We start from the raw sequence: 19,856 nt of genomic DNA, 5'->3' as shown, positions 1-19,856 counted from the left end.
TAACGTAACAGGAGGTAGCATATGAAGCCGATTGTGGAAGTTGCAAAACACGTAGGTATTACAGAAGATGATTTGGAATTTTATGGGAAATACAAAGCCAAGCTCTCATTAGACACATGGGAAAAACGAAAGGATCAACCAGATGGTAAATTAGTGTTGGTAACTGCCATGAATCCTACACCAGCTGGAGAGGGCAAAACACTAACGACTATCGGACTCTCTCAAGCACTGAATCATATCGGTAAAAAAACGATTGCCGCATTACGTGAACCCTCGCTAGGTCCTTGCATGGGTATGAAAGGCGGAGCTACAGGGAGTGGCAATGCTCAGATATTACCAGCAGAAGAAATCAATCTGCATTTCACAGGTGATATTCATGCCATTACAGCAGCTCATAATCTGTTGTCTGCCCTTATTGATAATCACCTTTTTCAACATAATTCCCTTCGCCTTAACCCGAGCAAAATCGTCTGGAAACGGGCACTCGATATGAACGATCGTTCACTGCGCCACATTGTAGTTGGACTAGGTGATGCGAATGGTGTCGTTCGTGAAGATGGCTTCATGATTACTACAGCATCTGAGATCATGGCTATCCTTTGTTTAAGCGAAGGTTTGGAAGATTTAAAAGAGCGCCTAGGTAGAATCATCGTCGGTTATGACATGGATGATCAGCCAGTCACAGCTAAACAACTAGAAGCTATTGACGCTATGACCGTTCTTTTAAAAGAAGCGATCAAGCCCAACTTAGTACAAACTATTGAAGGAACTCCCGTCATAGTGCATGGTGGACCTTTTGCCAATATCGCTCACGGTTGCAGTAGCGTAATTGGCACGAAACTAGCTCTAAAACTTGCCGATTATGTAGTGACAGAAGCTGGGTTTGGGGCAGATCTTGGTGCTGAGAAATTCTTTGACATCAAATGTAGGAAAGCAGGGCTTACACCGCAAGCGGCTGTTTTGGTCGTCACTGTAAAAGCTCTCAAACATAACGGTGGTGTAAAAAAAGACGAATTGCAGGCTGCCAACCTTTCTGCTCTGGAAGCTGGCTTCTCGAACGTACAACGTCACATTGAGAACTTGCAAAAATTTGGTGTACCTGTGGTGGTAGCGATTAATCATTTTGCAACCGATTTACCTGAGGAGATCGCTTTTGTCAAAGAGAAATGTCAAACTCTCGGTGTAGAAGCGGCAGTATCCAATGTATGGGCAGATGGTGGCGCTGGTGGTGTGGAACTAGCTGAGAAGCTCGTCAGCGTACTGGAGGGAATCCCTTCTGAATATAAGCCATTGTATGAATTAAACAAACCCATAACAGATAAAATCAAGACGATTGTGGGAGAAATCTATCGTGGCTCTGATGTCGCTTTCTCACCAACGGCCTTACAGACATTACGTAAAATTGAAGAATTAGGCTTTTCTGACTTACCTGTTTGCATGGCTAAAACTCCTTATTCTTTCTCAGATCAAGCGAACTTATTAGGAGCTCCTACGGATTTCGTAGTGAATGTAAGTGAAATTCGTCTTTCCGCCGGAGCTGGATTTATCGTTGTTCTTACAGGAAATGTATTGACCATGCCAGGTTTGCCAAAAGTACCTGCCGCTCAGCATATTCGTCTAGACAAGAACGGACAAGTAACTGGACTGATGTAGTTTTAGGATGGCTTCGGTGGATAAAGAAATTCCTTACATACTTGCCTACACTCAGACAGATAATTGGAGACATACGAGTAAATGTACCTGTTATAAGCCACACTTGATTACTAACTTGTAATCCCTTATACAAATCCTCTCCTGCATGTAGGAGAGGGTTTTACTCTGTGTCCAGCACCAAGCTCTGTGTTATCATAAAGACCATCAAGATAGGAGTCTAGATAAAAGGAGATTACACAGATGAAACCTATATATGTCGCTCTGTTACTTTTCACAAGTTTTCTATGGAGTGGCAATTTTGTAGTGGGTAAATTTTTGGTGAATCATGCTTCATCAATGACCTTAACCAATTTACGCTATATGATTGCCGTGGTCGTATTAATTCCTATGGTGTACCTAGCGGAGAAACGTCTGCTACCTCCTCGGAGAGCTATCGTGCCGCTTATTCTGATGGGAGCAACTGGCGTTGTCTCTTTTAATTTATTTATGTTTTGGGCCTTAGAACACACTGCTGCCACTAATGTAGGCTTACTCTCTACACTTAATCCAATATCAATTGCTATTTTTTCATTTCTTTTATTGCGTGAGAAAATGAAGTTCTTGCAGATAGGCTCTATGATTCTTTGTTTTACAGGTGTGCTACTGGTACTTTCAAAAGGAGATTGGCATACTCTGTTGTCACTTCGCTTTAATGTGGGAGACCTTTGGATGCTAGCAGCTGTTGCTACATGGGGGCTTTATTCCGTGGCAGGTAGATGGGCCATGCGTGATGTCTCTCCATTGATGTCCACTTTGTACTCTGGATTCTTTGGAGTCATGATGCTGTTGCCCTTTAATCTCAGCAGCTTCACTATAACTAATTTTAATGCTGAGTTTATCTGGGGCATATTGTATATCAGTGTTTTTGCAACCGTTATTAGCATGGTGCTATGGAACATGGGGGTTAAACAGCTTGGTGGCACCACTGCGGGGATGTTTCTTAATTTTAATCCAGTTTTTACAGCGATCTTAGCCTTATTGTTGTTAAACGAACAGATGACCTGGCTACAGGTATGCGGAAGCTTGATTGTCATTCTTGGTTGTTTTTTATTCGCTCGCTTTCGAGATACAACTTTGTCTTTGGGAAAAAATATGCCCAAGCAAGATAGATAAGGCTCATAGATAGAACGCGGATGCCCCTTCAAATAACTAAGTGCAGAACAGACCTCCCCGATTTTCTGGATTAAGGGAGGTCTATTTTTTAAATCTTTACTTCCGATTAGCGTGGAAGCAACCCGTTTAACAAAATATCTAACGTATACCTTATATGCTCTTCGTCGCTATGCAAACGATATTCTTCTGGATCAATTGTGTTCTTAAATAACAAAATGCTTGCTACGCTTGCGATTAAAACGCGCACCACGATTTCTGGTGGTAAATCTCGCAATTCTCCTGTAGCAATACGCTGTTCCACAGCGATTTTAGCAAAACCTTTTAGTTCTCTGACAATCGATTGCAACAAAACCTCACGTAATTCTTCATGAAAAAAAGCTTCCTGAAGCAAAATTCGAAAGGTCTTCTGATTCATCTCCAGCAACTCAAACCGATTCTTAATGAGCTCCGTTAATAATTCGGCAATCGGTTTTTCAGCTCCATTCCCCACTATTTTATAAACATCTTTAAAAATATAGGGTTTAGCAAACTTGATAATGATCGGTGCTACGACAGCAATTAAGATATCTTTTTTTGATTTATAATGACGAAAGATCGTGCCTTCCGCTACTCCTGCTTCTTTGGCGATTTCCGCTGTGGAGCTTGCATGAAAACCTTTGGAGGCAAATAACTTGACCGCTGCTTGCATAATGCTGCGTTGTTTCTCCGTCATTTGATCATCCGTTTTATTCTCTTCCAAAAAGACTTGCAATACCTCATCAAATGACTGTTGTTCCAAGAACGTTTCCCTCCTCATCCAACATTAATCCATTCTTTTCCGAAACCGTAGCATCGCAATGCTGATAATGAGCATAAAAAATACGAGTAACCCCATCACATTCATCCATAATGCTTCTAAGCCAATTCCTTTTAAGAAAATGCCCCTCAATATTTCCAAAAAATAGGTTAGTGGGACAATCGATCCAATCCATTGTATCACGAGCGGCATCGTATCTCGAGGAAACATAAACCCAGATAACAGCACACTAGGTAAAATAAAAGCAAACGAAAGCTGCATCGCCTGCAATTGCGTCTTGGAGATGGTAGAAATCATGATGCCAAGAGTAAGTGTAGCGATCAAAAATAGCAAAGAGAGACAGACTAAAAGTAAAAAACTGCCTTTGACTGGTACCCCAAACCAAAACACCCCTAACGACAAGACGATCGTAAAAGAAAACAGACCTATAAAGATGTAGGGAGTTATTTTGCCTAGTAATAGTTCCAGTGTTTGGATCGGAGTGACGATTAATTGCTCCATCGTTCCGCGTTCTTTTTCCCTGACCATAGAGAACGCTGTTAAAATCATGATGACGTTTTGCATAATGAGCCCAATTAAACCTGGAATATTAAACACAATACTCTCCATATTGGGGTTAAACAAGACTCGTGTTTCCAACTGAAGTGGTAACTCCATTTTGCCCATACCCTGTTTTTGCAATAGTTGCTCCTGAATGTTCATCGCTTTATTTTGCACGATCAGAATGGCATTGGTGTACGCTGTACGAGCAACGTTTGGATCAGATCCGTTGATTAGCATTTGAATGGAAACTGCTTCATTGTTATCACGTTTATTGGCGTAATCTGGTGGAATGACAACTGCCACATCGGCTTCACCTTTGTCTATCACTGTTTCCAGTTCCTGATAGCTGTTAGCATAAGAATTCACTTGATAGATTTCTGTATTCTCTAGGTTAGCTATGATTTCACGGCTTTCTGCTGAATGACTTTGATCCCAAATGACAGTCTTCAAATGGGAAACGTCAGTATTCATCGCATACCCAAATAGAAAAATCATCATAATAGGCATCCCAAGCGCAATGGCAAAGCTGGCTTTATCTCGCCTAATCTGAATAATTTCTTTTTTTACGATCGCCCAATATCTGTTTAGCGAGAAACGTTTCATCGACGATCCCTCGCTTCCTCTTCATTATTAGAACTAACTGCTAGCCTATCTTCTTCTTGTTTTACTAGCTGGATAAACACATCCTCCAAATTGTCTTCACCTAGCTCCTCCATCAGCTGTTGTGGTGTGCCCTGAGCCAGTAAGTTGCCAAAAAAGATAAATCCAATCCAATCACATGTCTGAGCTTCATCCATATAGTGAGTGGTTACCAAAATGGTAATACCCTGTTCCGCCAACTCATGGATAACCTCCCAGAATATCCGCCGCGATACTGGGTCCACGCCAGCAGTAGGTTCATCTAATATCAACAATTCCGGCTCATGTAATAATGCACATGAGAGAGCCAGACGTTGTTTCCAACCACCCGATAAAGAACCTGCTAACTGTTTTTCCCTGCCAGCTAATCCCGCCATTTCTATCAGTTCTTGTTTTCGTTGTTTTTTTCGGTCTCCTTTGATTCCATAAATCCCTGCATAAAATTCTAGATTTTCATCCACCGTTAAATCTTCATACAAGCTAAACCTTTGTGACATATACCCGATCCGTTGCTTAATCTCTTCACTTTGGGTCATTACGTCATAACCAAGAACCTCCCCTGTCCCCGAAGATGGAGTTAACAGACCGCACAGCATGCGGATTGTCGTTGATTTACCTGATCCGTTTGGTCCCAAAAATCCATAAATGGAGCCTTTCTTAATGGAGATAGACAACTGATTAACTGCAACTCGATCTTTAAACCGCTTGGTCAATTGCTTGCAATGAATGGCAAATGTATGAGGGGTCATGGTTTTTTCACCTCTTTACTCACACTTGCCATCAGCACATCTGCTGGCATCCCCGGTTTTAAACGATCCAGCCCTTCCTCAGCGTATATAGTAACCGCAAATACTAGCTTCGTACGTTCATTTTTGGTTTGCACATTTCTGGGAGTAAACTCAGCCTTTTCTGAGATTGTATGAATTCGCCCTGCAAAAGTCTCATCAGGATACGCGTCTACTTTTATAGCTACCTGATCATTCACTTTCACTTTGCCAATCTCGGCCTCCGGAATAAACACTTTTACCTTTAGTTGATTTTGTTTCATCATTGTAAATAAACTTGCACCTGTCTTAGCCACTTCTCCCTCCGTCACATTTTTTCGAAGAATGATGCCATCTGCTGGTGCAACAAGCTTTGTTTTCTCTCTCTGTAATTGGGTACTCGCTAATTTTGTTTTAGCTTGCTTTTCTATTGCAAACAAGTTACGAAGTGTATAGTTGGTAGTACCTTCTTGTAGTAAATCTAAATCGGCATAAGCACCCTCTCGCTGTGCCTGAGCAGTAGCAATCTGCGCTCTAGCCGCAGCCTGGTCCTCCACCGCAGTAGCTATTTGTGTTTTTACCATAGCCACTTGTGTGTTCAACTGCTCTACCTGTGCCTTCGCTTTATTTGCTACTTCTTTTTGCACATCATATTCCCGCTTCGTGATGGCTCCTTTGTTGAAGAGTGCTTCCGATTCTTGCAGACGTCTTTGTTCAAAAGTAAGTGTATCCTTGGCCCCTGATAATTGTTGCTCCACCTGCTTTACCTGTTCTTCGACGCGGGCTACATTCGTTGTAGCTTGTCTTGAGCGAGTTTCGGCAAGGAACAAATTAGCATCTGCGGAGGCAACTGTAGAAGCTCCTTTTTTCACTGTTTGACTACGATTTCCTGCTTTTGCTTCATCTAGTTTCGCAGTAGCTTGCTGTACGACCGCCTCTGCTTCTAGAACAGCTAATTCGTAGCTTCTCGGATCTATTTGCGCCAAAATTTGTCCCTTTTGGATCGTAGCGCCCTCTGCTACTGAAATGCTCAAGATACTGCCACTCACCTCCGCAATGATAGGCAGTTCTTCCGCTTCCAACATCCCTGACATGACTTGTTCCTCTTTATTTGCAGAGCAAGCTGTTAATGAAAAGCCTAGACCTACACATAGGAGAACATACCCAATACGTTTGCGCATCAGATCGACACCCTCTTCTTTTTAAAGTGAGTACTCACTCATTTTATGTGTAGTATATGCCTTTTTTCTGTAACTGTCAGTACATTTTTTAGATTACTAGGCTCGAATATATCTTCGAGCCTAGTAATCAAGTGAAGAAACCATTCTGATAAAAATAAAAATGTTTATTCTAACGCAAAATCAACTGCTTTTGCCGCATGTATCCGCGTGGTGTCAAACAGTGGAACAGTTGCATCATTTGGGTCAACCAATAATGTAATTTCCGTACAGCCAAGAATAATACCCTCTGCTCCCGCCTTAACCAAGCCATCCATAATTTGCTGGTAGGCATGTCGTGATGCTTGTGTAATGACCCCTTTGCAAAGCTCATCAAAAATAACCTGATGAACAAGATCGCGATCTTTCTCTGCTGGTACAATAATCTCAATGCCGTGCTCTTTCATTTTTTCAATAAAGAAATCCTGCTCCATCGTAAACTTTGTGCCTAACAATCCTACTTTTTGAAGCCTTTTCTCCCGAATTTTTTCTGCTGTTGCATCTGCAATATGTAAAAAGGGTAATGTGCTGTGAGCAGATATTTGATTGGCAATCTTATGCATGGTATTGGTGCAAACAAGCAGACAATCAGCCCCCGCCTTCTCTATACGTTCTGCTGCTTCACCCAATATCTTGGCGGCATCGTCCCAGCGACCTTCTTTTTGACACTGAACAATCTCTTCAAAATTAACGGAGTATACAACACATGTAGCTGATGCAAGTGCTCCGACTCGTTGATTCACCATCTGATTGATGTGTTTGTAATATTCAGTAGTAGATTCCCAGCTCATACCACCTAACAGACCGATTGTTTTCATGCTGTATCCTCCTTATTACACTGTTTAATAGATTTTGCCCATCGTACCATGAACGTAGTGAGAGTAACAAGATAATCTTACATGTGATAAAGCAAAATACAGGGTTGAATGAAAACTAATACACGAGCATCTGAACAGTACCAAAGAGTCGGTATGTTTACATAGAAAAAAAGCAAGATCGCTAGGGGCTTGTAATCACCTATCAGTCGATCTTGCTTGTTACTATTAGTGCCCTTCTTCCACCTGCTCAGCTTTTTTCGGCAACAGAATGGTTACAAATATCCCAATAATCGCCGTTACAAATAAGGCATGGAATACCTTAAGCAATCCCGTTTCCATTTGTCCTTGCATCAAATACATATTAAATACGGCACCGAACATCGTAATCCCAACGGTTTGTCCCATAGTTCTCATGAATTGTACTGAACTAGTCGCTACACCGCGCTGACGCCAGCCGACGCTGCTTTGTACCGCAATCGTGATAGCAGTCATAGTAAGACCGAATCCTAGACCGAGAATAAACATCAAGAAGCCGATATAGAAAACGGACGTTGCTGGTGTGAGAAACGATAGTAATAGTTGACCAACCAAAAAGAAAAATCCACCAATCACGACCAACCATTTATACCCCAGACGACTGTAGTAACGTCCCCCTACAGAAGCTGCTAATGGCCAGCCTAGAGATAATGGCAGAACGACGATTCCCGCAAGCGTTGCGGATAGTCCGACAATGTTGATAAGCCAATTTGGCATATAAACCGATACACCAATTAACAAAGCCCCATGCAAAGCAGAAATAACTTGAGAAGTTGCAATCAAGCGTCGTTTAAATAAGGGTAACGGTAGCATCGGTTCAGGTGTACGCTTTTCAATAGCAATAAAGATACAAAATAAAATGAAACTGACAATAAGTAAGGAAATCGTTGTTGTATTTAAGTTGATTCCTTGTCCCTCTCCCTCTGCTAACAGCGTGTACAAGAATGTAACCAAACTACCGGTAAAGAACAACGCACCCCAATAATCTATGTGAACCTTTTTCGGAGTAAGCTCTTCTTGGAAGTGTTTTGAAATCATAAAAATACTAACAAGTCCGATTGGAATATTAATATAAAAAATCCATTCCCAAGCTACATAATCTACAAAAAATCCACCGACTACAGGTCCTACAATCGCTGCTACTCCCCATACGGCACTAAATAACCCCATCAATTTAGCGCGCTCTTCCTGCGTATACAAATCCCCAATAATTGTCATTGTGATAGGTTGAACAGCACCCGCTCCCAATCCTTGAATACCTCGGTACAGCATGAGCTGCGTCATCGAGCTAGACAAGCCGCATAAAAATGAACCTATCAAAAAAACTGTCGTACCAAATAAGAAGATTTTTTTCCGTCCAAACAAATCGGCAAGCTTACCATAAATAGGAGTCGTAACAGCCGTTGTCAGTAAATAAATGGAGAAAACCCATGAAATGAGCGTCGTTTGACCCAGATCATTTGCGATGGCAGGCATTGCTGTTGTGACTACCGTCGTATCAATGGCTGTTAAAAATGTTGTTACCATCAAGGCAGTCAAAATGCTTTTTTTAGAACGTACCATGTTCGTACCCCTTTTTTCTTCCTACTTAAATTCATATTTTCTATACATAATAGTTGATTATGTTTTACAAAAAAGGAATTGTCAACCTTTCTTTCTAAATCCTCTCCTCCTCCATTTTCCCTTATTAAAAGAAATAACCCCCCGCTAGCGGAGGGTAGGGAGCATGCATTATTATTCCCAAAAAGAGTACATTCTTTTACAAAAGCAATCGCTTAGGGAATCAGTTCTTCTTTCTGTACAGAAAGAAATAACTCTTTCAACTCGTCAGGTAGTTCAACAGCACGACGCTCCGTCTGATCAATCATGACCATCGTAACCAAGCCGTCTGCGACCAAGCCCTTTTTCTCATGATACAATTCATGCTTGATCACAAAGCTACGTTTGCCTACATTAACCAAGGTTGTTTGAATACTAATCTCATCGCCCATGATTAGTTCACTACGATAATTAACATTCATATTCACAACAACCGGGAAAATATGCCGTTTCTGTAGCTCTTCTATAGTATAGCCTTCAGTGATTAACCAGTCAAAGCGAGCCCATTCCATATATTCCAGATATTTGGCATTGTTCACATGACCAATGAAATCTACTTCGGTAGAACGAACCGTAAAGGCAAAGATATGTGCCATGTCTGTAGCCTCCTTATTTTCCCTTTTTTTGATTATATACGATTCTAATAGAACGTGAACATTTTTCTTTTTTTCTTGCGTGAAATTTCAAAAATTTTCCCCTATAATAAATGACAAGGCTTATGCATCATATGTTAAGAAAGGGTGTGTCTTATGATTGTACAAGAATTACTACCGCAGTACCATTCCGCTCATCAGAAACGATATCTAGCTTTATTGCAAGGAATCAATGAAGAGCAGCTATCGTGGAAGATTCCCCCTGCTACCAACTCAATTGGTTTTCTCATCAGACATATAGCTGAGGTGGAATATGCCTTTTCTCAGATGTTTTTTAACCAGACACCTACCAAAGAGGAAGGCATATACACCCTAGGAAAAGTCATAGACACAGGCGTCTGGACAAATCTGAACGATTTGATGGATTACACCGAGCGTGCCAGTCAATTTGTCCTAAAGTCAATGGAATTATTGCCTGAAGAAAGCTGGGATCAACCAGTCGAATCTCGTATTGGTGTCATAACCCCACGTGATGCTTTTGGCATGTTGATTTATCACAAAGGCTATCACGCTGGTCAAATTGGCTGGATCAAAAAATACGGAGCTCAAGCCTAATATGATCCTTACTTTTCTTAACGATGACTTACTCATCAATCCATTAGAACAGCAGGAACTTTCTCTCGCAGTTGATATATATAACAGCAATCCAAACTACAATGTAATAACAAACGGAGAGCCTATCTTGACTCTGGCTGAACTAAACCAAGAATATTCGGACACGAACAAATATGCATCCGGTCATTGGCTTGCCATTCGGCATTTAGGCAAGATAATTGGAATCTCTCATATCCTAATAGAAAATCCAAACGATCAAAAACCTTGGATTGGCTTGTTGTTAATAGATTCGAGCTACCAAGGAAAAGGCTACGGGAAAAAAGCCTATCTTATGCTAGAAGAATACTTTCGTTCATTGAAAAAAAACACTATACACATTGGTGTCATTGCCTCCAATCAATCCGCTCTAAACTTTTGGGGGAGATTAGGTTTCGAACAGTATCGACAAGTAACTGCCTCTGTAGGCAAACTGACGCAACCGATTATGTGTATGGCGAAATTCTTGTAAAGGAGATCTATGCATGCAACATTCTCGATTTGACCAAATAAATGAGTGATTCCTGTGATTTTCTGGGTAATCTCATTCTGTTTGGAGTGTAGGTAGAACGATAGAACAAGAAGTAAGCTACCATTGAAAAACCGACTTATCCGTTAAGAGGAGAAGTCGGTTTTTTGCCTGTTTTTTTTATTTTATTTACGAAGTTTGATTACCGTTTCTCTTAATTGTTCCGTATCAATCGGTAAAATTTCTACTTCATCTAAGGTTTTTACTTTGTTAATTAATTCATTCACAGACTTATCTGGAATGTCACGTCCTCTAATTTGACGCAGAAAATCAAGTTGAGAAAAGGTTCTCCATAATACGAACAAGCGTTGACCAGTAAGCTCCATTTCGTTTCTCTCCCCACAACTAGAATAATTATAATTATACTACATACATACCCCATTTTTCCTGCTTTAAAAAACTTCAATTTGCTTGTTTTAAAAAATTTTTCTGAACATTTTTATGTGCGTCTTCTGATTCCTTTTCCCCACAAGCTTTTGTATCATAGGAAAACAAAATAACTGAATTTTCACTCTTCATCTAAAAAGGGAGAGGAATGGTTCCTAATGGCACACACACCTTTGCGTCAAGAACCTTTTTATTGCTGTAGGGAGCACAAATTGCCTCCAATTATGGGCGATCAATTTTATCAATCGCGCTCCTTTGGTATTTATTAATAGCTACCCAATCACCTTCTACGTTAGTTAGATTAGTATGTCATTCAACTTCAACACGAAAAATAAAACAAGCCGAGTTCTCCAGCATAGACACAGGTTGATAGTACGTTCGTTTTGTGTGTATGCTATCCCTCGGCTTCAATAATTATATCCCTACGACATCATGTACCTGACTAGAATTTAGCGGCTAAACATTCCTTTAATTACAAAAGCTACATTGGCTGGACGCTCCGCTAGACGGCGCATGAAGTATCCGTACCAATCATTACCATATGGGACATACACGCGCATTTTATAACCCTCTTTCGCCAAATCTAGTTGAGATTGAGTACGAATGCCATATAGCATTTGAAATTCAAATTGATCGCGTGCAATTCCAAGCTCCTTCTCTAATTGCCTCACGTATTCAATAATAGAATCATCATGTGTTGCAACTGCTGCATAATTACCATTCTGAAGATGCTGCTTTATAATTTTTTTGTAATTCTCATCGACATCTGTTTTCGCCGGGTAAGCCACATCTGGAGATTCTTTATAAGCACCTTTTACTAAACGCAGATTGACCTGTTTGTCCTTCACACCTTCTACATCATTCTCTGATTTATAGAGATAAGCTTGGATAACCGTACCTACATTATCATAATCTTGTAACAGTTCATGTAGGATCTCCAAGGTTACTTGGTTATGGGCATAATCCTCCATATCAATACGAACAAAAATATTTCCACACTGCTTCGCTGTGTCTAAAATACGGCGCATGTTGCTTACACAGAGGTCACGACTAATGTCCAAGCCTAACTGCGTCATTTTAAGCGAAAGATTACAATCTACTTTGGACTCATAGATTGCTTCGATCGTTTTGATACAATAATCGGCTGATTCATTTGCTTCTTCCACGCTAAACACGAATTCTCCAAGGTGATCCAGCGTGCAAACCAGCCCTTTTTGATTCAGTTCACGTACACCACGAATAGCTTCTGCGATGGTTTCTCCAGCGACTACACGGCTGGCTCCAAAACGAAGTCCCCATTTTTTGGCGGCTTTATTTAATCCCTGGTTTTTAGAAAGGAATAAGAAAAAGTTCTTTAATATTTGTTCCATCGTTACATCCCCCTCAAGCTACTTTACCTGTACATTTGCTTTCTGCATTATAGTCAAAGCAAGTATTATGCCAACTTATCAAAATCAGAAAAAATCTCATGAAATCGTCAATTTCTAACCTTTCAGATGATCCATCGTATGAAAACACATAGTATTTTGACATTTATGTACACTTTTGTTCAAAATCATGTACACTAATGATTAAAGAGTGTCTTTTTTGTGAAATTATCATTCTAATGTCAAACAACACAGGTGATCTCATGAAATCCTTTTTTTCCTTACAAATGAAAGTAACAGCATGCATGTTGCCACTCTCGGACTCCGAGCTTTTACAGAACCAACTCGGAGCCGTGGAGGAAGTAACACGTTCTTACTTGCCTGAATATTGCGCCATCCCTAGTTCACATACACTTTGGCAAGCTTTTTTGTGTGTATCTAGCTTTCTTGCACAATCAGGAGATTCATCTTTTCATACAAAGCTGCTTGTACTGGATTCCCCTGATGGACACCCTATCGGCTTCCTACCTTTTGAGCAGTTATTTGAGATCATCGGTACAGTGGCTAACAATCAGGAAGCCCTCCTCCATACATTGCTAGCGACCATGAGTGAGGCCACTACAATTGTAGACTCCTCCAATCAGGTTGTTTACTGGAATCAGGCAGCAGAAGAGATGTATCAAATTAAAAAGGAAAATGTCGTGGGTACCTCGTTGGATAACCATTTTGCGAGTGAATCCATTCGTCTAAAAGTGGCTTTATCAGAAGGATCGGCCGTCCAAAGGCTGTACCATATCCCGCGCCCTAATCAGCACGTGTTAATTAACTCTGCGCCTATCACTCAATCAACTGAGATTATTGGAGCCATCTCGATTGAGCAGGACATTACTGAATTAGTCAAACTGCATGAGGAATTAACTCATACGACGGAGCACCTGCACAATTTGCAACAAGAGATGACACGCTATCAAGCACCTACTGATCCATTTTTCCCAATAAAGGGGTATTCGCCTGCTTTACAAACAGCTATGCAGACGGCGCGGAAAGTCGCAGTAACTGATGCTACTGTCCTCATATATGGAGAGAGCGGTGTGGGCAAGGAACTATTTGCTCAAGCCATTCATCAAGTAAGCAAACGTAGTAAAAAACCTTTTGTAGCGATCAACTGCGCAGCTATTCCAGCCGCCTTATTTGAAAGCGAGCTATTTGGATATCAAGGGGGAGCTTTTACGGGAGCTGAACGAAAAGGCAAACCTGGCAAGATCGAGCTGGCTCATGAGGGCACGCTCTTTTTGGACGAGATTGGAGAACTACCACTAGAATTGCAGGCTAAGTTACTACGTGCATTGCAGGAACGACAATTTTATCGTGTAGGTGGAACAGAACCCATTTTCGTGAATACCCGAATCATTGCGGCTACTAATAAAAATCTGGAGAAAATGGTGGCAGAGGGACGTTTCCGTGAGGATTTATATTATCGGTTAAATGTTTTTTCTCTTGAACTACCCTCGTTGCGGGAACGTTCAGAAGATATTTTAGAATTGGTACCAATCTTTTTACATGAATACTCCCTCGCGAACGACCAAGCAGTGCCTCGAATTATGCCAGATGTGATGCAGGCACTCATTGATTATCATTGGCCTGGAAACATTCGTCAGCTTCGTAACATCATCGAACGTTTATCTATTTTGCAGGAGAATGGAGTCATTACATGGGAACATTTGCCTGCCGCATTAAAGATCGCTCATGAACGCTCTGTAGATAAACAGACTCAATCAGGTAGCTTCTTATCATCGACAGAGATGTCCTCGACGTATGTAACGTCCACTGTCTCTCCCGTTGCTGTTCACCAGACAAAGCCTGACACGTATGGCGTACACAACGAATATGCTCCCCCTCGGTTTGGAAGGGAAGGCGATGTGGAAAAAACAAAGATAATCCAAGTCTTAGAACGCACATATGGAAATAAAAAAGCGGCCGCGCAACTATTAGGAATGTCACGCGGCACACTTTATAACAAAATGAGAAAGTATGGACTTGCAGAAGAGCCGAATAACCAATAAACGTAGCAACCTTTCTAAGACACATTTATGTCTCGTGCATACTCCTGCTTTCTTTGAGGCCATAGTCGTCGCTGCAACATAATAGCACCTATCCCTAAAAGGGTTAACACAAGACCACTGAGCTGGAAAGCGAGGTTTGGTCCCACCAAGGTCACCAAGCCTCCTCCCAACAACGGAGCAATCACCCAAACTATGCTACTCATGGATTGCACGATACCCATAACCCTTCCCACTGCCTCTTTTGGTGCTTCATTCATAAACAAATAATTAGAGGTTACCGACCAGAGTCCAGTACCAGCTCCTCCAATTAAACAGGGGAGGATCAGAAATACAAAACTTAATCCTCCGTCCAGACTACCCAGCCAAAAAAAGCAGCCGCCTATGAACATAGCGCTCATTCCAATTGCTAGACCATACCTTGTCACTGCTTTCCAACGCTGAAGAAGCCCTATCATCGTAATTGCACCTAAACCAAACAACGCGATGCCCCACCCCATCCATTCAGGGTGAAGAGGTGCTACTTCCCTGATTAGCACAGACATTTGCGAATCAACAAACTGAATTGTCATAGAAACAAGCAGCATAAAGCAAAGACTTACTAGAAGCACTTTGTTTCCTAATACGATGCTCCACCCATCCTTCCAAGCATAAATGAATGGTTGCTTTTTTGTTTCCTGATTGGTTTCTGATTTAGCATCTTGTATTTTAGGCTCACACATACTCTTTTTCTCTACAGAGCCTACCCAGCTTAGCAAAAAACAAGCAATCAACAGGCAGCTTCCATTCACAAGTAAACAAATTTTACTTGAGGTAACCGATAGTAGAGAAGCTCCTAGAAGTGGGCCAATGATTTTGGCTAATTGAAAAACCAGCGTATTAAGACTGGTTGCCTGCAATAGCTGGTCATCACTAACAACATGACGCGTCATGGCTTGTTCTGCTGGTAAATTAATCACCTCCAATACAGCCCTCATAAGTAAGATGCCATATAGAATCCATACCCCTGAAGCAAATAAAAGACTGAAGGTGAACATGGCTCGCAACAAGTTGCTTACGATCATTACCTTTCGTTTATCCCAACGATCAGCTAATACACCTGCTACTTGTCCTAATAATATACCTGGCAGGGCATAACTAATTGGCAACAAAGCAATTAAGAGCGGAGAAGATTTCCATTCAAATGTCACGATTGCTAAGATCGCAATGTAGTCAAACCATCCACCAAAGCTGGATATTCCGTATGCTGAAAATAGTTTCATAAAAGTGTGGTTCTTCCACACCGAACTTGTTTTTCCTGGTTTTATTTCCAAGCACTTCGCCTCCTCTTATACTTCACCATGTTATTCTTGGTTTATCAGAGGAGTATCAGAAGAAGATTTTTTAAGAATAGTGTTGAGCCAACTGAGCCTCTACTTGATCCAGGTATTGCTCCCAGCCTAATTTGTTCTGTAGCTGGCTCCACCATTGTTCTGCCAATTTACTAACTGTCTTCAAGGACGCTTGCTTAGTTCCCATGTATCTGGTGAATTGCAAAGCTATCAAAAGCGCAGGTAGGAATTGAGAGCGCTGTAGATCCTCTACTCCTTTCGTCCAACTAAGTGTTCCCTCACGCTCATTGCCGCTAATAGAAGTAAGCAATCCCTTCTGAATTTGCCACAGTCCCCTCTCGCGTAATCCTGGAAAATAAGGTAACAAATCTGCTAGCTCATTCAAGGTTTTTTCTGCTCGTACCCATTCAGATTGGTCTGTATAAATATTTACTTCTTCCATCACGAGTATGAAATAAAGCCACTCATTCCCTTCCTCTCTCGCCACTTTCCAGCAGTTTTTCAAATTTTGCGAAGCCTTCTCTATTTGATTTGTTTTTATATAGAAAGATAGCAGATTAATCGGTAATTCGGTTTGTCGAAATGGGGGAAGATACCCTGAGCGTAATGCTTGTTCACAGAAACCTAAGGCTTTCATTGTGTCTTTCGTTAAACTGATATACAAAAGTAGCAAAAAATAGGCACGTTGTTGAAATGATTGTTCACTTCCTTCTAACAATCGCTGTACATCTATTTTGGCAAAATAAGAAAGGTACTCGTAATCTTCATCAACTAGCAAACCCCATTTTTGTTGTTGAGTAATCGTAGCAACTAGCTGTTCTCCCAATCCTAGAAAGTGATAGGTATGTAAAAGCTCTCTGGTTTTCTGCTGAAGCATGGGATTTTCGGCAAACGAAGTAACTCTCATTCTCTTTTCCTTTACAAAAAATCGATAGCCTCTACCGCGAATTGTTTCTATTTCATATAAGTGAACATACTTCCCCAGCTTTTTTCTAAGACGATAAATATGGTCGTCTACTGTTCGATCAATAGGGGTTTCCCGAGGCCAGACATGATCCAAGAGTTGTTCTCGTGAAAAGCTTTGATTCTGATTTCGATATAAAAATTGCAAAAGAGCGTATTCTTTTGGTAAAAATGAGATAGAGTCTGATAATATTTCTACTGTGAAAGTATCATCATGGAACAGCAAGTAATCAGCCCCTAGTAGACGGAATGTTTCATTTATTATAATCAATAAGCTGTACTTTGCCGATCCCTCTTGTTAAAAAAAGACTTGGAATGGTTAATCTCCTGACACTACCAAGGCCTAAAAAAATAACCTTGTTGCAAAGCTTGGTTGTGGTATCTTCCACTCGTACCAGCCTATTATGCAACAAGGTATATCCTTTTACATGGGAATGCGGGCATTACGTAAATAATAAGATCCGATCGCTGCTAAAGCTCCTAGTGAGATGAATCCTGCGTAGTACGTAAATAAATCCTTCTCAATTACAAACGCGGAAAAAAGGCCACCAAGCAAGGCAAAACACAGAATAGCACCTCCATAAAAAACAGGTTCTAAAGCTGGGAACATAATAACCTTACCATTATTCTCCAATCGATTGCGTTGATATAAGAAGATCCCAAGTCCTAATGTAACAAGCAGATGTATGATCGGAATTAATAAAGGTGAAGATAGCTTTCCGAACATGTTTGCCATGACTATTGGACTTGTCAACAAAACGAGATTTATAGGAAATATATCAAAATCCAAATTTATACCAAAATTTATCGTTAAAAATCCATTAAGTAGCACTGCAATTCCGATGGGAAAGATACAAAAGATTAACGACAGCAAAGCTTGAACCATTGTTCCACCTGCTATGGTCCCGATCATCAGCACAAAGCTGTAAAAAGCGATTAGACCTAATGATGACTGAAGCAATGGATAAAGATGCTCTTTCAAAATGAAAAATTCTCTAAATGGAGATACCAAAATGACTGTCATATCAATCAAAGTATTTAACGTCAAGCTGATAACAATTGCTCCTGCTCCTAGCAACCATTTGGTCAAATAAATGTCTCTGCGTGTAAAAGGCATGGAGAAAGTAAAATCGTTTACTAGGCTTCTTCTCTCTGATCCTATCAAAGTCAAAGCAATTAATAAAAGTAATGGGAAGCTAGTAAGTATATACAAAGAAGAATTGCTGGTAAAGAGATAAAACATCTCTGCCCCTTCCTTCTTAAACCGAGCTACATCCATAATTACCTGATTTTCGCTCAAAAATAAGACATGCTGCATGCGGGAGAAACCCATACACAGAAAGGTGATAATTGGTAATAACCATAACATCGATTTTCCCTGTTTCCATTCCTTTAGCCACAACGCTTTATGAAACATAATTGTCACCACCTAGCTTAGTAATAAATAAATCTTCTAAACCCACAGGCAATTTTTCTAGTAACAACGGTTGTTCTGCTTGTAATCTAGCCCATGTTGAGCCTGTAGGGTCCTCCAGTAGCAAAGTATGTACACGTCCTACCTGATTAAGAAGATATACCTGTGGTAAGCCTAGCAGTGTCTGCGGAGCCTCTCCGTTAAAGACCACTTGAACCTTCCTAAATCGTTCTTCTGTATCGGATAGCGAAGTCGTTGCTTCAACACTTCCCTCTTTAATCATAATAATCATGTCAGCTATTCTTTCTAACTCTTCTAGCTGGTGCGAAGAGATGATAAAGCTTACTTCCCGTTCAGCCACTTCTTCTACAATCATGCCTAGTACCTGTTTTTTCACAATCGGGTCAATTCCGTTTGTCGGTTCATCTAGCAGAATGACGGAAACCTTTGACGAAAAAGCCAGGATTAGAGATACCAGTGCTTTCATTCCTTTAGAAAACTGACGTATTTTTTTTCGTCTCGGAAGCTTAAAGCGCTCCATCAACGTTACATAGTGACTATGATCAAAGTGAGGATACATAGCTCTGTACAGCTTTGCACATTCATCTGGTGTATACAAATGGATGGCTTCCGGAGAATCTGGAACAAAAAGCATGTCGCTTTTACACTCTGGGTATTTATGTATGGATCGACCATCTAGCTCTATGCTTCCTCCATCAGTATCCAAGATTCCCATGATCGTGCGTAGCAGCGTTGTTTTACCCGATCCGTTACGTCCAACAAGCCCGACAATTACACCCTTAGGGACTTCAAAGCTGATGTTGTGTAAAATCTCTTCTGCATCTATCACTTTGTTTACATTATACAAATTAAGCATTCGAATCACCTCGTAACTCTAACATGTACTTCTCAATCCATTCTTGTACTTGTTGTGTGCTGACTCCAAGATAACTAGCTTCAATAACGATTTGTTTTAACGATTGCTGGAATTTATCCAAACGTTCAGTTTCCATCCTAGGCACCTGTTGTTTAGCAACGAAGGTTCCTTTTCCACGCAATGTCTCGATTACACCTTGTCTCTCAAGTTCTTGATATGCCTTACTCACTGTATTTGGATTTACGACAATCATGCCAGACAACTCTCGTACTGATGGCAATTTTTCTCCCTCCTGTAATACCCCTTTTAGAATCAGCTCTTTCAGCTGTTGAATGATCTGCTCATAAATGGGCGAGGGACTTCGTTCATTAATCAGTATCATGGCAATCAACCACCTTTTACCGTTCGGTGTGTACTATATCATCTAGTACACTCAATACACTACTTCATTTTTTTATTGATGTCAA

The 19,856-nt window shown here is 40.8% G+C and carries 19 protein-coding genes; 5 read left to right on the top strand and 14 right to left on the bottom strand.

All coding sequences use genetic code 11. The features are described 5' to 3' along the window. Positions 1-21: 21 nt before the first annotated feature. A complete protein-coding gene (locus EEL30_09900; GenBank protein ID QDX92608.1) occupies positions 22-1,653 on the top strand; it encodes a formate--tetrahydrofolate ligase in 1,632 nt (543 codons plus the stop codon). A 240-nt stretch (positions 1,654-1,893) separates the two neighbouring features. Continuing rightward, complete coding sequence (locus EEL30_09895) at positions 1,894-2,805, top strand: DMT family transporter (GenBank protein QDX92607.1); 912 nt, start codon at positions 1,894-1,896, stop codon at positions 2,803-2,805. A 106-nt stretch (positions 2,806-2,911) separates the two neighbouring features. Here the strand turns inward: EEL30_09895 and EEL30_09890 are convergent, their stop codons facing one another. From EEL30_09890 to EEL30_09860, 7 genes are all read right to left on the bottom strand, one after another. Further along, on the bottom strand, positions 2,912-3,601 hold the full coding sequence (locus EEL30_09890; protein QDX92606.1) for a TetR/AcrR family transcriptional regulator: 690 nt from the start codon (positions 3,599-3,601) through the stop codon (positions 2,912-2,914). Positions 3,602-3,607: 6 nt separating this feature from the next. Further along, positions 3,608-4,747, bottom strand: coding sequence for an ABC transporter permease (locus EEL30_09885; protein ID QDX92605.1), 1,140 nt, complete (start codon positions 4,745-4,747; stop codon positions 3,608-3,610). Further along, on the bottom strand, positions 4,744-5,532 hold the full coding sequence (locus tag EEL30_09880; protein QDX92604.1) for an ABC transporter ATP-binding protein: 789 nt from the start codon (positions 5,530-5,532) through the stop codon (positions 4,744-4,746). Before EEL30_09880 ends, EEL30_09885 begins: the two co-directional genes overlap by 4 nt. Then, positions 5,529-6,728, bottom strand: coding sequence for an HlyD family efflux transporter periplasmic adaptor subunit (locus tag EEL30_09875; GenBank protein ID QDX92603.1), 1,200 nt, complete (start codon positions 6,726-6,728; stop codon positions 5,529-5,531). The genes EEL30_09880 and EEL30_09875 overlap by 4 nt, the downstream gene beginning before the upstream one ends. A 164-nt stretch (positions 6,729-6,892) precedes the next feature. Continuing rightward, a complete protein-coding gene (locus EEL30_09870; protein ID QDX92602.1) occupies positions 6,893-7,582 on the bottom strand; it encodes an aspartate/glutamate racemase family protein in 690 nt (229 codons plus the stop codon). A 225-nt stretch (positions 7,583-7,807) separates the two neighbouring features. Further along, entirely contained in the window at positions 7,808-9,181 is a 1,374-nt protein-coding gene (locus EEL30_09865) for a DHA2 family efflux MFS transporter permease subunit (GenBank protein QDX92601.1), read from the bottom strand. A 212-nt stretch (positions 9,182-9,393) separates the two neighbouring features. Next, entirely contained in the window at positions 9,394-9,813 is a 420-nt protein-coding gene (locus EEL30_09860) for an acyl-CoA thioesterase (GenBank protein QDX92600.1), read from the bottom strand. A 153-nt stretch (positions 9,814-9,966) separates the two neighbouring features. On the opposite strand from EEL30_09860, the gene EEL30_09855 reads away from it, so the two are divergent. Both EEL30_09855 and EEL30_09850 read left to right on the top strand, forming a co-directional pair. After that, positions 9,967-10,425: a DinB family protein gene (locus tag EEL30_09855; GenBank protein ID QDX92599.1), complete on the top strand. Its 459-nt coding sequence runs from the start codon at positions 9,967-9,969 to the stop codon at positions 10,423-10,425. A 1-nt stretch (position 10,426) separates the two neighbouring features. Continuing rightward, the gene (locus EEL30_09850; protein QDX92598.1) at positions 10,427-10,933 is read left to right on the top strand and encodes a GNAT family N-acetyltransferase; all 507 of its coding nucleotides are present in this window, start codon (positions 10,427-10,429) and stop codon (positions 10,931-10,933) included. A gap of 182 nt (positions 10,934-11,115) precedes the next feature. Here the strand turns inward: EEL30_09850 and EEL30_09845 are convergent, their stop codons facing one another. Together EEL30_09845 and EEL30_09840 are read right to left on the bottom strand one after the other, a co-directional pair. Continuing rightward, positions 11,116-11,316: a hypothetical protein gene (locus EEL30_09845; protein ID QDX92597.1), complete on the bottom strand. Its 201-nt coding sequence runs from the start codon at positions 11,314-11,316 to the stop codon at positions 11,116-11,118. Positions 11,317-11,826: 510 nt separating this feature from the next. Then, positions 11,827-12,747 carry a proline dehydrogenase gene (locus EEL30_09840; protein ID QDX92596.1) on the bottom strand — a complete coding sequence of 307 codons (921 nt, stop codon included), beginning with the start codon at positions 12,745-12,747 and terminating at the stop codon, positions 11,827-11,829. Positions 12,748-13,007: 260 nt separating this feature from the next. Between EEL30_09840 and EEL30_09835 the strand changes: the two genes are divergently transcribed. Further along, positions 13,008-14,807 (top strand): PAS domain-containing protein, encoded by a 1,800-nt coding sequence (locus tag EEL30_09835; protein ID QDX92595.1) that lies wholly within the window; start codon positions 13,008-13,010, stop codon positions 14,805-14,807. 14 nt (positions 14,808-14,821) lie between these two features. Here the strand turns inward: EEL30_09835 and EEL30_09830 are convergent, their stop codons facing one another. The 5 genes from EEL30_09830 to EEL30_09810 form a co-directional block, all read right to left on the bottom strand. Then, positions 14,822-16,117: an MFS transporter gene (locus EEL30_09830; GenBank protein QDX92594.1), complete on the bottom strand. Its 1,296-nt coding sequence runs from the start codon at positions 16,115-16,117 to the stop codon at positions 14,822-14,824. A gap of 70 nt (positions 16,118-16,187) precedes the next feature. Then, positions 16,188-17,369: a winged helix family transcriptional regulator gene (locus EEL30_09825; protein QDX92593.1), complete on the bottom strand. Its 1,182-nt coding sequence runs from the start codon at positions 17,367-17,369 to the stop codon at positions 16,188-16,190. Positions 17,370-17,522: 153 nt separating this feature from the next. Continuing rightward, a complete protein-coding gene (locus tag EEL30_09820; GenBank protein ID QDX92592.1) occupies positions 17,523-18,515 on the bottom strand; it encodes a hypothetical protein in 993 nt (330 codons plus the stop codon). Then, positions 18,505-19,389, bottom strand: a complete 885-nt coding sequence (locus EEL30_09815) for an ABC transporter ATP-binding protein (GenBank protein ID QDX92591.1) — start codon at positions 19,387-19,389, stop codon at positions 18,505-18,507. Before EEL30_09815 ends, EEL30_09820 begins: the two co-directional genes overlap by 11 nt. Next, on the bottom strand, positions 19,382-19,771 hold the full coding sequence (locus EEL30_09810) for a GntR family transcriptional regulator (protein QDX92590.1): 390 nt from the start codon (positions 19,769-19,771) through the stop codon (positions 19,382-19,384). Before EEL30_09810 ends, EEL30_09815 begins: the two co-directional genes overlap by 8 nt. Between the last annotated feature and the right edge of the window lie 85 nt (positions 19,772-19,856).

Origin of the sequence: Brevibacillus laterosporus, assembly GCA_007833815.1 — a bacterium.
GTDB lineage: Bacteria > Bacillota > Bacilli > Brevibacillales > Brevibacillaceae > Brevibacillus_B > Brevibacillus_B laterosporus_D.
Note: the sequence above shows the minus strand (reverse complement) of the source record. Positions and strands in the feature narration are given on the sequence as shown.